This window comes from Collinsella aerofaciens (assembly GCF_028209625.1).
Lineage (GTDB): Bacteria > Actinomycetota > Coriobacteriia > Coriobacteriales > Coriobacteriaceae > Collinsella > Collinsella aerofaciens_AM.
This window is the reverse complement of sequence record NZ_JAQLDU010000010.1, coordinates 46,507-61,104: the sequence shown is the minus strand read 5'-3', so window position 1 is coordinate 61,104 and position 14,598 is coordinate 46,507. Positions and strand designations below refer to the sequence as shown.

Annotated in this window: 12 protein-coding genes; 6 read left to right on the top strand and 6 right to left on the bottom strand. The window is 55.7% G+C overall.

Annotated features, from left to right (window positions below; all coding sequences use genetic code 11):
* Positions 1-367 precede the first annotated feature (367 nt).
* On the top strand, positions 368-1,207 hold the full coding sequence (locus tag PMW70_RS06160) for a DNA adenine methylase (RefSeq protein WP_271744221.1): 840 nt from the start codon (positions 368-370) through the stop codon (positions 1,205-1,207).
* Complete coding sequence (locus tag PMW70_RS06155; RefSeq protein ID WP_271744219.1) at positions 1,208-3,529, top strand: DGQHR domain-containing protein; 2,322 nt, start codon at positions 1,208-1,210, stop codon at positions 3,527-3,529. It abuts the gene before it with no gap.
* A 364-nt stretch (positions 3,530-3,893) separates the two neighbouring features.
* Here PMW70_RS06155 and PMW70_RS06150 read toward each other — a convergent pair whose 3' ends face one another.
* Positions 3,894-4,022: a hypothetical protein gene (locus tag PMW70_RS06150; protein ID WP_271744217.1), complete on the bottom strand. Its 129-nt coding sequence runs from the start codon at positions 4,020-4,022 to the stop codon at positions 3,894-3,896.
* Positions 4,023-4,209: 187 nt separating this feature from the next.
* On the opposite strand from PMW70_RS06150, the gene PMW70_RS06145 reads away from it, so the two are divergent.
* Positions 4,210-4,656, top strand: a complete 447-nt coding sequence (locus PMW70_RS06145; protein ID WP_271744215.1) for a low molecular weight protein-tyrosine-phosphatase — start codon at positions 4,210-4,212, stop codon at positions 4,654-4,656.
* A 141-nt stretch (positions 4,657-4,797) separates the two neighbouring features.
* Here PMW70_RS06145 and PMW70_RS06140 read toward each other — a convergent pair whose 3' ends face one another.
* The 3 genes from PMW70_RS06140 to PMW70_RS06130 form a co-directional block, all read right to left on the bottom strand.
* A complete protein-coding gene (locus PMW70_RS06140; protein ID WP_271744214.1) occupies positions 4,798-6,159 on the bottom strand; it encodes an ATP-binding protein in 1,362 nt (453 codons plus the stop codon).
* A gap of 178 nt (positions 6,160-6,337) precedes the next feature.
* The gene (locus PMW70_RS06135; protein ID WP_271744213.1) at positions 6,338-6,667 is read right to left on the bottom strand and encodes a TIGR04076 family protein; all 330 of its coding nucleotides are present in this window, start codon (positions 6,665-6,667) and stop codon (positions 6,338-6,340) included.
* Positions 6,660-7,484, bottom strand: coding sequence for a PfkB family carbohydrate kinase (locus tag PMW70_RS06130; RefSeq protein WP_117773877.1), 825 nt, complete (start codon positions 7,482-7,484; stop codon positions 6,660-6,662). Before PMW70_RS06130 ends, PMW70_RS06135 begins: the two co-directional genes overlap by 8 nt.
* Positions 7,485-8,044: 560 nt before the next feature.
* On the opposite strand from PMW70_RS06130, the gene PMW70_RS06125 reads away from it, so the two are divergent.
* The 3 genes from PMW70_RS06125 to PMW70_RS06115 are packed head-to-tail and all read left to right on the top strand — an operon-like array spanning position 8,045 to position 12,270.
* Entirely contained in the window at positions 8,045-8,551 is a 507-nt protein-coding gene (locus tag PMW70_RS06125; protein WP_117655367.1) for a MarR family winged helix-turn-helix transcriptional regulator, read from the top strand.
* Positions 8,544-10,358 carry an ABC transporter ATP-binding protein gene (locus PMW70_RS06120; RefSeq protein ID WP_271744211.1) on the top strand — a complete coding sequence of 605 codons (1,815 nt, stop codon included), beginning with the start codon at positions 8,544-8,546 and terminating at the stop codon, positions 10,356-10,358. The genes PMW70_RS06125 and PMW70_RS06120 overlap by 8 nt, the downstream gene beginning before the upstream one ends.
* A complete protein-coding gene (locus PMW70_RS06115) occupies positions 10,351-12,270 on the top strand; it encodes an ABC transporter ATP-binding protein (protein WP_271744209.1) in 1,920 nt (639 codons plus the stop codon). Before PMW70_RS06120 ends, PMW70_RS06115 begins: the two co-directional genes overlap by 8 nt.
* 204 nt (positions 12,271-12,474) lie before the next feature.
* On the opposite strand, the gene PMW70_RS06110 is transcribed toward PMW70_RS06115, so the two are convergent.
* Positions 12,475-13,566: a GGDEF domain-containing protein gene (locus PMW70_RS06110; protein WP_271744207.1), complete on the bottom strand. Its 1,092-nt coding sequence runs from the start codon at positions 13,564-13,566 to the stop codon at positions 12,475-12,477.
* 120 nt (positions 13,567-13,686) lie between these two features.
* Positions 13,687-14,565 carry a LysR family transcriptional regulator gene (locus PMW70_RS06105; protein ID WP_271744205.1) on the bottom strand — a complete coding sequence of 293 codons (879 nt, stop codon included), beginning with the start codon at positions 14,563-14,565 and terminating at the stop codon, positions 13,687-13,689.
* Positions 14,566-14,598: the final 33 nt, after the last annotated feature.

Sequence of the window (14,598 nt, the reverse complement as noted above, 5' to 3'; positions counted from 1 at the left end):
AAAACGACAAGTTTTGACCGATTGCATATCAAGAGGTAGGCGGTCGAAAAGAGTTCATAAATGAAGAGTTTCGGAACGTGATAAAAATCACGTTTATCTGCCACGGAAACATTTGCAGGTGAGGTCGAGGCAGCATGTAATTTAGGTTTCCAGCTCTGATTTGAGTGAGGTCTACGCCATTTTTACGCTAATGGGTCCCGCCGACGGGGTGTTTCAAATAAGTCGCATGAACCGTTCGTCAAAACCAGGTTCGTCAAGACCATTAATAGTTCTTCAGTTACTTCTCGAAAGAAGCTCAAGGAAATACATAATGTTCATCAATTGCGTAATTATCGGCCTTGACAAAGAATTGAACGCGAGAGTTTAGATGTCGGATCATTCCCTTAATAGAAGCTCAAAGCCGTTCTTGCGGTGGGCTGGAGGAAAGAACTGGCTGATAAAATACCTACCGGGCTTGATTAAAGACCTCGATTTCAATAATTACCACGAGCCATTTTTCGGCGGAGGCTCCGTGTTCTTTGCTTTGTCTCCAGACGGAGCGATCCTCTCGGACATCAACGAAGAACTCATTAACACTTACGTAGAAGTTCGCGATAACGTCGAGAGCGTAATCAAGATTATTGACGAGTGGGCCGTAAATGAAGATCAGTATTACGCCATACGGTCAGAGGAACCGGATGATTCGATACGAAGAGCCGCTCGGTTTATTTACTTGAACAGAACATCGTTCAACGGCATTTATAGGGTTAATCGAAAAGGCCAATACAATGTGCCTTACGGGAAAAAAGACAGCTATAAATTTAATTTTCAGCGAATTCGCCATGCAAGCGAAGCTTTGCAGGGGGCAACGCTACTCGCTCGTTCTTTTGAAGAATCACTAAAAGACGTAAAGGCCGGAGATCTTGTTTTTCTCGATCCACCGTATACGGTCGCACACAACAACAATGGTTTTATCGAATACAACAAGAAGCTTTTCTCTCTCGATGACCAATTTGAATTGAAGAGTTGTATCGACGCCATTTCCGAACTTGGCGCCTTCTATATTCTTACGAACGCTCATCATGAAGTAATTGATGGCTTGTTCTCTCCTGGCAGTATCAAACTAGATGTTTCTCGCAGCAGCACTTTAGGTGGTCGCAATGCACGTCGAGGAAACACTCAGGAATATATATTTACTAATATTCCTCAAGCGAGGATAGGGGAATAAATGAGCGACAAGGAATTCTGGGAGAACATCGTTTCTGATAACGAATTGACTGCCGCATATCGTGCCAGAAACAAAGATTACGTCTACCAGCGACAAAGGGCGGACGCTCTGCTCTCCCTTCAGAATGACGGATGGGAATACGTCAGCACATACAAGGATGAGCGGTTTATTCGCGTCCAGAAGCAAAAGCCTCTTGGAGAAAGATTCGTGAACAAGGTTTGGCTAATGCTTTATGGCATGGGTTACTCGAAAATGAATCGAGATGACAAATTCGTCATCTCCTATAGCAAGGCAAATCCAGACCTTACTCAGCAGATTGATGTTTTTGCCGTCGATGACGAGACTGCCATTATCGTTGAGTGCAAGACGGCAGAGAAGGCGTCGAAGAAGGATTTCAAGACCGAGATTGATGCCTATAAGGGCAATATCGGCGAAATCATTAAGGCCGTGCGAAAGCAGTACGGGAAAAAGCTAAAGACCAAGTTTATCTGGGCGACACACAACATTGTCTTGGGAGAACAGGACAAGACGAGACTTGAAGATGCCGGATTCGAATATTTCGATGAAGAGACTGTTGAGTACTACATCGGCTTAACCAAGCATCTCGGGGTAACGGCTCGTTACCAGTTTTTAGGCAGGTTATTCAGGGGTAGGAATATCGATGAAATGCCCTCAACGGTTCCTGCTATTAAGGGAAAAATGGGAGGTCATGTTTACTACTCTTTCTCTATCGAACCAGAGCGCTTGCTGAAGATTGGTTACGTGCTGCACCGAAGCGACGCAAATAGAGGGATGATGCCTACATATCATAGGATCATCAAAAAGAGCCGGTTGAAAGCCATTCGGGAGTTTGTAGATGGCGGTGGGTACTTCCCCAATTCTATTATCGTTAGCATCGATGCACCGAAGCGTAAAGGATTGCAGTTCGATCTAAAGTATTCCGAAACTGATAGTGACACTCAAATCGGAGTACTTCATCTCCCGAAACGATATAGTTCCGCATATATTATCGATGGGCAGCACAGGCTCTATGGCTATTCCGATTCTGAATACGCTCGGACTAATACCATCCCGGTCGTAGCCTTTGAGAATTTAAGCAAGAAAGAGCAGATTGACCTCTTCATGGAGATCAACGAGAACCAGAAGGCAGTTCCAAAAAACCTGCGGAATACGCTTGATGCTGATCGACTATGGGTCTCGGACGATTATTCCGAAAGGAGAAAGGCGCTCCGCCTGAAAATTGCTCAGGAGTTAGGTGAAACTCTTGGATCCCCTTTATACGATCGTGTTCTTATCGGTGAAAATGCAACTACGGATACTCGCTGTATCACGATGGAGGCTATCGACAAGGGCCTAAGAGAGGGCAACTTCTTTACCGATTTCGATGGAACGACAGCGTCGAAGGTTGGTCTTCTGGATAACGCAGATGGCGATAATGAATACGCGCGAAATCTGGTCGTTCCATTCTTGATGGAATTCTTTGGCTATGTCAGCAAAGAGCTGAAGCAGGAGTGGGACCTTGGAAAGGAAGCTCAGGGCATTCTTTCAATCAACACAGGTGTCTATGCACTGCTCCATGTATCAAGCGATATTGTGCAATACGTGAATGACCAAGGAATTGCCAATCCCCGGACGCTAAACGCAAAGGCTTTGACAGAGCAGTGTCGGCCCTTTCTTGAGGTAATAGTTGACTTCTATCGAAACATTTCCCCCGAACTCCGCAACGAGATAAAGAGGCAATACGGCGATAAGGGTTCAACCAACCATTGGCGTTATCTTCAGAAAGCCATCCACGACCATTTCAACGACTTCAATCCTTCAGGATTGAGCAACTGGTGGGCAGATAATTCTAAGGAATATAATGGAGTTTCGAGAGCGATGCTCAGTGAGATTTCCTATCGAGTCAAATCGATCGCTGCTGATACTCTCTTGGAGATAAAAGGTCCTCAATGGCGGGCAAATGGACTGCCTGGCAAGCTTGTAATCAAGCTCTCTACAAAAGTTGCTCAGGCAAATGTTGCAAACAGAAGCAATGGTGATTTGCCGATCGATACATGGGACCTGGTGACAATGGACGAGTGTGCTGCTATCGCGATTAGCGGCAGCAACTGGACTGATGGCTTTAAAGAGGTCTACACAAGACCCGAGTTTCTTGGAAAAAGAAGCAAGAAAGACCAGAGCGTCAAATGGATAAACGATATGGTGAAGTACCAAAATAAGCTGGACAAGCCAGGTGCAAGCATTACACGTTCAGAATTCGAGTACATTTCATCCATAGTTCAATGGCTATCCCCGGGCTTTGAACTAGGTTCGAGTGAGTGAAACCCGTTTTCAGGCGGAGCCTTACGGCCCTGCCTGATTTGCATTTAGACGAACTCGCGGCTCATTGCGTTGATGTGGTGACGGATGAGCGCCCGGATTCGCCGATGACGAGTATGGACAGCTTATCGAAGCGGACTGTGCAATCGGAGCCATCGGGATTGGTCGCCAGGTATGCCAGAGTCATACGTTCAAGGAAGTCGCGGTCTATATCTTCATCGGAAAACGTGTTTCCGTCATGGTTCTTAATGTCGCAGCCTACGAAGGCAAGGTCACCGTCGTCGGATTTTGCGATGAAGTAGATCGAATCTAGCCGCTTCCATTAACAACCTCCACGCCGCTCCTAGGCGGCCTTCGTCCTCCGGTCTCAATTGTCTTCCTCGAACTCAGTGGGGCTCATGCAACGCAGCGTCGAATGGACCATCGTGCGGTCGTACACCACCTTGATATGCTCAAAGAGCTCACGTCGAAATTGTTGCGACTCCCCAACGTTCATGACTAACCCTCTGAAGCAGCGACCGCTCGGATGGGCTGAGCTGCGCCCCAAATCCTAAGCCAACAATTTGATATCCTCATCCGGTATAACGTTTCTTTTACATCAGAGGCACGTGCACATACACATAAGCACATTGAAAGGCCCGCTGTCCAAGAACTATCCACCCATAGCTTAAGAAGGGTTCAAATTGATAAAAGTACTGTTTATCTGCCACGGCAATATCTGCCGCTCGACGATGGCTGAATCGGTGTTTACCGAGTTGGTGCGCCGCGCCGGACGCGAGGGTGAGTTTGCCATCGACTCCGCCGCGACGTCGACCGAGGAGATCGGCAACCCGCCGCATCATGGCACCGTTGCCAAGCTGCGCGAGGTCGGGATTCCCGTCGTCGCGCATCGCGCTCGTCAGGTGCGCCGCGCGGAGTATGGCGACTGGGACCACATGGTCTATATGGATAACGAGAACACCCGCGGCTTGCAGCGCATCTTTAGCAAGGACCCCGAGGGCAAGATCTCTCGCCTGCTCGATTGGACCGATCGCCCCGGCGACGTGGCCGACCCTTGGTACACCGGCAATTTCGATGCCACCTACCGCGATGTGCTCGCCGGCTGCACCGCCATGCTCGAGCAGCTGTAGGTTCGCGAGTGCACGGGCCGCGCCATCGGTATACACCCAGCGTGGATCATCTCCCACTTTGAGCGTTTAAGCGCGCTTAAAACGGGAGAAAATCCACGCTCGGCGGGAGGGACTGTCCCTTTGTCGCATTCGGGACTGACCCTAGACAGGTTTGACCTCCAGTTTTATCCCCTCGGCACGGAAGTCGCCCAAAACATCCGGAAGGGTCCAAGTCGCATACAGAGGCAGATAGAGAACGCCCCCGTCACGCTCAACGTTGCCTCTCGAGAAAACAATCCCGCGCTTTACGCCATACTCGGCCGTTTCAAGCACATGGTTCAACGCGGCGTGCGCATGGTAATACGTCCCCGATTTAACCTCGATGGGCACAGCCGTCCCATCTGGGCCGTCAATCACGAAATCGACCTCGCCCCGTTTCTTGGTCTGGTAGTAATACAGCCCTCTTCCCTGGGCAGCCAGCTGCTGAGCCACCACGTTTTCGTACACGCCGCCGAGGTTGGGCTCCTTGCTGTCGAGGTACGCCGCCTGAGCGACCCCGATGGGATAACGGGCCATCAGCATCCCGGTATCGGACTGGTACAGTTTGAACTGGGACGGTCGCGCTGTCTTAAGCAGCGGGGACTTTGGCTCGGTTACGATATCGGCCTTGAGAGCAACGCCGGCATCGACGAGCCAGACAAAATCTCGCTGGTACTTGTCGTAATGCGCCTTGGGGTCAATGGAATTGAGCACGAAGCGTTTGTTTTCACCCTCGAGCATAATAGGGAGCTGATCGTAAATGCTCCGCACCTGAAGGGCTCGCCCGCTTGCATACTTGGAGATATCCCGCCGGTACTGTTCGTTGAGTTCTGACTGTAGCTGACGAACAGAGGCAAGGTCGCCCCGCGTGTCAAGGAAACGCTGCACGACCTCTGGCATTCCGCCGACAACGGTATAGGTCCTGAAGTTTGCCATCATCGCGTCATGAATGTAGTCAGGAATGGGCTTCTCGCTGATACACGCGTCGCGTATCGTTTGGCGAGCTCCCTCGCTCACCCCGATCGCCCAGCAAAACTCCTCAAAATCGAGCGGGAACATCCTAAGCTCGTGAACATATCCCACGGGATAGGACCTAACGCCCTTGAACTGGGTCCCGAGCATTGACCCCGAAAACGCCCAGCGACACCTCCCGTCCTCAACAAGGAACTTTGCCATCGTCATGATGTCGGGGGCCTCTTGGACCTCATCGATAAACACGAGCGTTTTGCCTGGCACTATCGGCTTTCCCGAAAGAAGCGTCACCCTGCTGATGAAATCATCGGCATCTCGCGCCTCGAGAAGAGCATCTTTTGCCTGGCGGTTTTCCATGAGGTTGAGTTCGATGTAGGTTGCATGGCTGGCTTTGCCAAATGCGCGAATCGAATAACTTTTGCCGATCTGGCGAGAACCCGTAATGAATAAGGCCTTTTGCTCGGCAGACTTCAGCCAACGCTCCAGCTCTGCCGCTATTTTCCTACGCAGCATAGGCTCTCCCCTCAGTGTCATCAAATGAAATGCAAAGTTTATATGCTTGATTATCGATGAAATGCAGAGTTTTTAGAACCTAATATCGGATGAAATGCAGAGATTTAGGATTATAGGCAAAAAAGAAGGAGCACCACCGGCGGATGCGACAAAGGGACCGCCCCTTTGTCGCATCCGGCTATTCGTCGACGATCTCGGCGAGCCAGACGTTTAACGTATCGACCTCGGGGCAGCAGAACTTTGCCGTACCAGGCTCGTTGCCAGGTACGGCTCCGCCATAGCGCAGGATATCGATATAGGGAAAGCCCACATGGCAGGCCATGGCGCACATCTTGCCGCGGTCTCGGTCAAAGTCAAAGACGTCGCCCGGCTTGTGACCATGGTGGCAGCGGCACGTCCCCAGCTGGTCCACGCAGCTCACGCGGATACGCGGCCGCTTGCCACGCGGCGCGCCGAGCGGCCTGTTCTCGCCCGCAGGCTTGACGCCGCCCTCGCCAGCGTTACTCATGGTCAATCACATCCAGGCAGGCCTCGATGGGAAGGCCGGCCGACTTGTCCTCTTGGTCGGCATTGCGCTCGATAAGCTCAGCCACCACACGCATGGCATCGGACGTCGCGCGCTGCAGACTCCAACCTGCCATAACGCGGCCCATGAGCACCGCCGAGAACGTGTCGCCCGTGCCCGGGAAATAGACCGGAATGAGCTCAAAGGGAATCGTGAAGTACTCCCCCGCCACATGGTCGTAACCGATAACCGCGTTCGTGCCATTTACCACGGCGCTCGTAATGACCACCGACTTGGCACCCAGCTCGCGCACGGCGTCCACAAGGGCGCGGGCCTCATCGGGCGTGATCTGCTCTGCAATAGGCGTATCGGCGAGCAGACAGGCCTCGGTGTAGTTGGGCACCGCGTAGTCTGCGCACTCCAGCAGGTGCCGCATAAGGCCAATCGTGGACTCGGGCACACCGGCATAGAGCTTGCCGTTGTCACCCATGATGGGATCGACGAACACCTTGGTGCCCTTTTGCGCACGGCGGTGGCAAAAGTCCGAGATGATACGCGTCTCTTCCTCGGTCACGATAAAGCCGGTCGAGATGGCGTCGAACTCAAAGCCGAGCTCCTCCCAGATGGCGAGGCTCTGGCGCACGTACTCGGTGGTGTCGTGGATGTAGAACTTGGGATAGTTGAGCGTATCGGACACAAGTGCCGTCGGCAGGTTATGGATACGGTAGCCCATGTGCGACAGCACCGGCAGCATGGCGGAAAGCGCGACCTTGCCGTAGCCGCACATATCGTTAATCAGCAGCAGCTGAGTATTCTTCATGAGGGTCTCCCTTGGTTCGGGCACGGCGCAGCAGCGCCACAGTGCGACTAAGTGTAGCGCAGGAGGCGTTGTGGGCGGGCGGTGGCGCCGTGGAGGTCAAATTGTTGCGGAAAGGTTTCGGAAATGGGGGCTGTTTGCTCCATAGCGGCCTAGTTGATGCTACTCATATAGCTCCATTTCAAAACTATGCCTATTTACTACGTTTAACCGCCCGCCTCCAACCACAGCGAATTTCTCTCCAACAAAACCGCAGGTAGATAGCTTGCGTTTTTTCAGAAACAGCTGTTGTGGTCAGCGATGCTGGATTCATCGTAGTAATTAGGCATAGTTTTTGGCAAGGCCGCTTCGAAAGGCATCATCGCAGCCCAAAACGATACCTTTTCCTTCGTCCCCAAGGGATCAGATTGCCGCTTAGGAGCGTTTGCAGCGTCGAGCGGTTACGGCGTTTGGTAAAACGCCGTAACTTAATAAGTTTGGTACCTTGACATTTATTTCTTGCACTCCTAAATTAGTTAGGCACAAAACAATTGCACTACCTAACTAAAGAAAGGAGCGACACCATGTGCGATGACCACATCGGCCTCTGCCCCCACACGCCGGGCGGCGACCCCCATGAACCCGCAGATGCGCCCGCGGCACAGTCCCAATCAGACGCGCTCGCCAAGCACATCCTAAACGGGCTGGGCTTCTGCGGCCACTTTCTGCACTTTCACGGCGGCGGCGCCTCGGGAAAGGCCCCCATCGTCTGCTTGCTCGCCAAGCAGCCAAACGGCGAGATGTCACAGCAGGAACTAGGCCTGCACTTTGATCTTAAGCCCGGTTCGCTTTCCGAGATTCTCTCCAAGATCGAATGCGCCGGCCTTATCGAGCGCAGCCGCAATCCCAAAGACCGGCGGCAGCTCACCATTCGCCTGACCGAAGCGGGATGGGAAAAGGCCCACGTAGAGCAGGCGGCCCGCATTCGCTTTAGAGAGCAGGCCTTTAGCGCGCTCACCCATGACGAGCGCGAGGACCTCGCCGAAATGCTCGATAAAATCCGCGTAACCTGGGAGGAACTGGATGATTAAAACCCTCATGGGAAGCATCCGCGACTATATGAAAGTCACCGTTGCCACGCCGTTGCTCGTGCTTGGCGAGGTGCTCTGCGAGATGCTGATTCCATTTATCACCGCCAACCTGATCGACGCCATCAAAGACGGCGCCGCCGTAGCCGAGATGCTTCCTACCGCGGGCCTTTTGGTGCTCATCGCGCTGACATCGCTTGCTTTTGGCGCCGCGGCCGGCGTCACCTGCAGCCATGCGAGCTGCGGGTTCGCCAAGAACCTGCGTCACGACCTGTTCTACAAGATCCAGACGTTCAGCTTTGCCAACATCGATGAGTTCTCGAGCTCCTCACTCGTCACGCGCCTGACCACCGATATCAACAACGTGCAGCAGGCCTTTATGATGATCATCCGTATTGCCGTGCGCGCGCCGCTGGTATTGATCTTCGCCTTTACCATGGCGTTTATCATGGGCGGCAGCGTCGCCATGGTCTACCTGGTCATCATTCCGCTGCTGGGCTTTGGACTGTTCTTTATCATCTTTAAGGTGCGCCCCATCTTCTCGCGCGTGTTCCACAAGTACGACGCCCTTAACGAGTCCGTTGAGGAAAACGTCACCGGCATGCGCGTGGTCAAGAGCTATGTGCGCGAAGACTTTGAGAAGGAGAAGTTCGCGACCGCCGCGCGCGACGTCCAGATGGACTTCACCCGCGCCGAGAAGCTGCTCGCCTTTAACAACCCCATGATGAACATCTGCGTCAACGGCGCGTTTGTCGTCATCATCTACCTGGGCTCCAAGCTCATCATCACGAGCCAGGGCACGCTGTTCGACGTGGGCCAGCTCTCCTCGACCTTTACCTATGGTTTCCAGATTCTCATGAGCCTGATGCAGCTGTCGATGATCTTTGTCATGGTGACCATGGCCGACGAATCGGCACACCGCATTGCCGAGGTGCTGGCCGCCGAGCCCACGATCGCCGGTCCCGCCGAGCCCGTGCTCGAGGTTGCCGACGGTTCCATCGACTTTGACCACGTGAGCTTTAAGTATTCCAAGCATGCGAAGCGCCAGGCGCTCGACGATATCGACCTGCACATTACGAGCGGCGAGACCATCGGCATCATCGGCGGCACCGGCTCGGCCAAGTCCACGCTCGTTAACCTCATCGCCCGCCTGTACGACACCACCGAAGGCGCTGTGCGCGTGGGCGGCGTGGACGTGCGCGACTACGACCTGGACGCGCTGCGTCACCAGGTCGCCATGGTGCTGCAGAAAAACGTGCTGTTTAGCGGCACCATCGCCGAGAACCTGCGTTGGGGCGACCCGAACGCCACCGACGAGGAAGTCCGCGAGGCAGCGCATCTGGCCTGCGCCGACGAGTTTGTCGACGGTTTCCCCAAGGGCTACGACACCTGGATCGAACAGGGCGGCTCCAACGTTTCCGGCGGTCAGAAGCAGCGCCTGTGCATTGCACGCGCCCTGCTGCGTCGCCCCAAGATCTTGATCCTGGACGACTCCACCAGCGCCGTCGACACCAAGACCGACGCCAAGATCCGCGCAGGGCTGGCAAGCTATCTGCCCAACACGACCAAGCTCATCATCGCCCAGCGCATCAGCTCCGTACAGGACGCAGACCGCATCATCGTCATGGAGGGCGGCCGTATCGCGCAGATCGGCAACCATGACGAGCTACTCAAGACGAGCGAGATCTACCGCGAGACCTTTACCTCGCAAAACAAGATGTCTGCCGAGGGCGAAGGGGCCGTCGAGGCCGACACCGAGGCATCCGCAACGCAAGCTCAGACCCAGGAAGGAGGCGAGGCACATGAGTAAGGCAACGACCGCCGAGCGCGCGCTCAACCGTAAGGGCGGCACCATGTCGCGCCTCATCAAGACGCTCTTTGGCTTCTATCCTGTGCTTTTGCCCCTCGTCGTCGCCGGCGTGGTGCTCTGTGCCATCATCAACTCCATCGGCGCGACCTTCCTGCAGAGCGCCCTGCAAATTATTAGCGAATCGTGGCAGTCGGGCGATTGGGAAGCCGCACAGCCCAAGATCGCACAGCTCGTGACCACCCTCGCCTGCATCTACGGCGTCGGCGTCCTGTCCTCGCTCTTCTGGAACCGCGCCATGGCTATTGTCACGCAGGGCTCGCTCGAGAAGCTGCGCGAGATGATGTTCAACCGCATGCAGGACCTGCCGATTCGCTACTTCGACACGCACCAGCGCGGCGACATCATGAGCCACTACACCAACGACATCGACACGCTGCGCCAGATGATCAGCCAGTCGCTGCCCAACCTGCTCATGACGATCATCATCATCGTCACGGTGTTCTTTATCATGCTGTACTACAGCGCGTGGATGTGCCTGGTCATCATCGCCGGCGTCGCCTTTATGACCTTTATGACCAAGCTGCTCGGATCCAACTCCGCGCGCTTCTTCATTGCGCAGCAGACCGAGCTTGGCGTGGTCGAGGGCCATATCGAGGAGGTCATGAACGGCCAGAAGGTCGTCAAGGCGTTCTGCCACGAGTCTGCCGCCGAGGCCGATTTTGACGAGCGCAACGAAAAGCTCTTCGAGGTCTCCCAGAAGGCCAACATGTACGCCAACATCCTCATGCCCATCCTTATGAACCTGGGCAACCTGCTCTACGTGCTGGTCGCACTGGCGGGCGGCATTTTCCTGGCGCTGGGCGTGCCCAACCTGAGTATCTCGGGCATGGCGCTGTCCATCGCCGTCGTGGTGCCGTTCCTCAACATGACCAAGCAGTTCTGCGGACAGATCGGCCAGATCTCGCAGCAGATCAACGCCGTGGTCATGGGCCTCGCCGGCGCCGACCGCATCTTTGAGCTCATCGACGAGAAGCCCGAGGCCGACGAAGGCTACGTGACGCTCGTCAACGCACAGGTGAACCCCGAGACTTGGGAGTTCGAGGAGGCTGACCACCACACCGGCATGTGGGCATGGAAACATCCGCACCGCGCAACCGGCGAGATCGAGTACGTGCCGCTGCGCGGCGATCTGGTTATGAACAACGTGGACTTTGGTTACACGCCCGACCACGAGGTGCTGCACGGCGTGTCTGTGTTTGCCAAGCCGGGCCAGAAGGTCGCGTTTGTCGGCGCAACCGGTGCCGGCAAGACGACCATCACCAACCTCATCAACCGCTTCTACGACATCGCCGACGGCAAGATCCGCTACGACGGCATCAACGTCAACAAGATCCGCAAGGCCGACCTGCGCCGAAGCCTGGGCGTCGTGCTGCAGGACGTGAACCTGTTCACCGGCACCGTGATGGATAACATCCGCTACGGCAACCTAGACGCCACCGACGAGGAGTGCATCGCGGCGGCAAAGCTCGCGGGCGCGGACGACTTTATCACCCGCCTACCCGACGGCTATGACACCATGCTCACCGGCAACGGCGCCCAGCTGTCGCAGGGCCAGCGCCAGCTGATTTCAATCGCGCGCGCCGCCGTCGCCGATCCGCCGGCAATGATTCTGGACGAAGCAACGAGTTCCATCGACACCCGCACCGAGGCCATCGTGCAGGCGGGCATGGACAAGCTCATGGAGGGCCGCACGACGTTTGTCATCGCGCACCGCTTGTCCACCGTGCGCAACTCCGACGCGATCATCTGTCTGGATCACGGCCGCATCATCGAGCGCGGCAACCACGACGAGCTGATCGCCAAGCGCGGGTATTACTACCAGCTGTACACGGGTGCGTTTGAGCTCGAGTAGGACCAGTTACTGACGGAGGGTGCCCCGGGGTCGGCGGGGTAATTCCTCCGTGCTCAAACATTCTCGCTGCACTGCGAAACTGCGCGCGGAGGAAATACCCCGCCGACCCCGGGGCACCCTCCTGCGCGCAATCAGTCCGTCGTTTGGAGCGGAATGAAAGTTAGTGAGGCCCTGGCCGTTTGGCCAGGGCCTCGTTTTGTGGGCTCAGCGGTCCTCGCGTTGCGGCCCAGCTGCCTCGGCTTTCTTTACGCGGTTCTTGTCGATGTACATGTTTTTGTCGGCCTGGGAAAAGAGCTCGCGCATCGTAGGCGGTTCATCATAATCACTAGAAAGCGCATAACCCACTGCATAGCTGATAGGCATGTCAGGGTGAGCCTCAGAATGCTCGTTCACATTCACGCGAATCCAAGCGAGACAGGACTCCACGGCGGCTCGATCGGCATCCCACAGCACCGCGATAAACTCATCGCCGCCGTCGCGGCCCACAAAGCAGGTCTCGGACGCCACGCGCCCCAGCTGATGGGCAAAAGAACGGATGTATTCGTCACCCTTCTCGTGGCCAAAGCGGTTATTGACCGTATGCAGATTGTTAAGATCGAAGACGCACAGCGCGACGGGCGCTTCGGCGGAAACGGGATGTCCCTGCCCCAAGATTTCCTCGCACTTGTTCTTGTTGGGCAGTCCCGTGGCTTCATCGAGATAGACTTTGTTCTGCAGCTCGCGATTGAGCGCGGCGGTGCGCACCGCGCGAGCAAGTTCGACCGCAAAGGTCGCCACCAAGCCAACGATGTCGATGATCACCAGGCCCTCAAGACGATTGAGCGCCGTCGCCTTCTCCTGGGAGCAGTCCTCCGCGAGCCTCGTAGCATCGTCACAAATGCCAAAGAATTCCTCGCTCATGGCGATGATGTCGGTGTTCTCGTAGCCGACTTCGCGCACACGGGCAACCTCGGTGCGAAGCTTGTCAAAATAGCTCGCGAGTTCGGTCATCTTTGCCTGATACTCATCGTCATCCAGGCGGACGAGATTGAGGTCGTCGCTTCCGTAGCGCAAACCATTAATGTATGAATCCACAGCCTTGAGCAGGTCATCTTGTGGCTGGCCCGCGTCCTCGAGCTTAACGATTCGCTGCGTGGTGCCGCGCACCAGACCGGCGTAGTTGACCACTCGTGCCGTGCCCTGGATGTCGGAGACGAGCAGCATAACGTTGATGAAGAAGAAGATGAGAACTGCCGTGAGCACCATCATGAGCAGTCGCACCGCCCGGCTGGCCTTCTTGGCGACAATAGTATTCACAAGCTCACTCCTCCAAACGGTAAAAGCGCAGATAGCGCGCAGTGTGCCGAAATTCACGTGAGGTCAACTCTACCAGATGATTTTTCTAGGACGGGGATTAAAGAATCATCGACACGGTAGCTATTTGAGAAGTTGGGCCATGGCGTTGACGAATTTTTGGACTTGGAGGGTGGGTTCGAGCGGGTAGTGCAAGTAGACCGGCACCTCACGACCGCACAAGAACGGCACGCCCATAAAAGCCGGGTGCACGCCCGACCACGCTCCGCAGGTGAGCACCGCGTCGCCCTTTTCCTCGGCATCGTTGAACAGCGCAAAGTCAAAGCTATCCACATCGATCACGTCCACGCCGCCGTCGGCCAAAAGATCGATGCGCAGGCTGTCCATGGCGTCGTTGCCGTGACGGAGCACGCGCAGGCGCATGCCCTCCAGGTCGGCAACCGTGATGCGCGTCTTGCGCGCGAGCCGGCTCGTGCGCGGCACGTCGATATAAAACGGCACGTTGACGATGAGGAGCTTTTGGCAGGCGTCGCCCCAGCGCGGGGTCGAAAAACTCGACTGCACCACATCCACCTCGCGCCCCAGGCTGCGCATAACGGATTCGCGCTCGTCATAGAGATCGCTCACCGGCACAATCTCAAAGCGCAACGACGGCTCCAGCTCGTGCACGTCCGTCCACATCGACAGCGTCTGGCGCCCCGGGCACATCATCGACACGCCCAAGCGCACCGCACCGCCATCGCCCGCCGCGCGCCGGGCACGACGCAGTGCGTCCTCGGACTGGCGCATGATCGAGCGCGCGTCGTCCACCAGTAGCGCACCAGCCGGCGTCACCTTAACGCCCGAGTGCGACCGCTCGAACAGCGTGATGCCGAACTCGGCCTCGAAGCCCGAAACCTGCTTGACGAGTGCCGGCGTCGACACGCGCAGCTTTGCCGCGGCACGCGAGAAGCTTCCCAGCTCCGCGGCGGCCGATATGGCCTCAAGTCGTCGATCGTACACGTCAATCTCCCGTTTCCAGACGTATGCCCATGC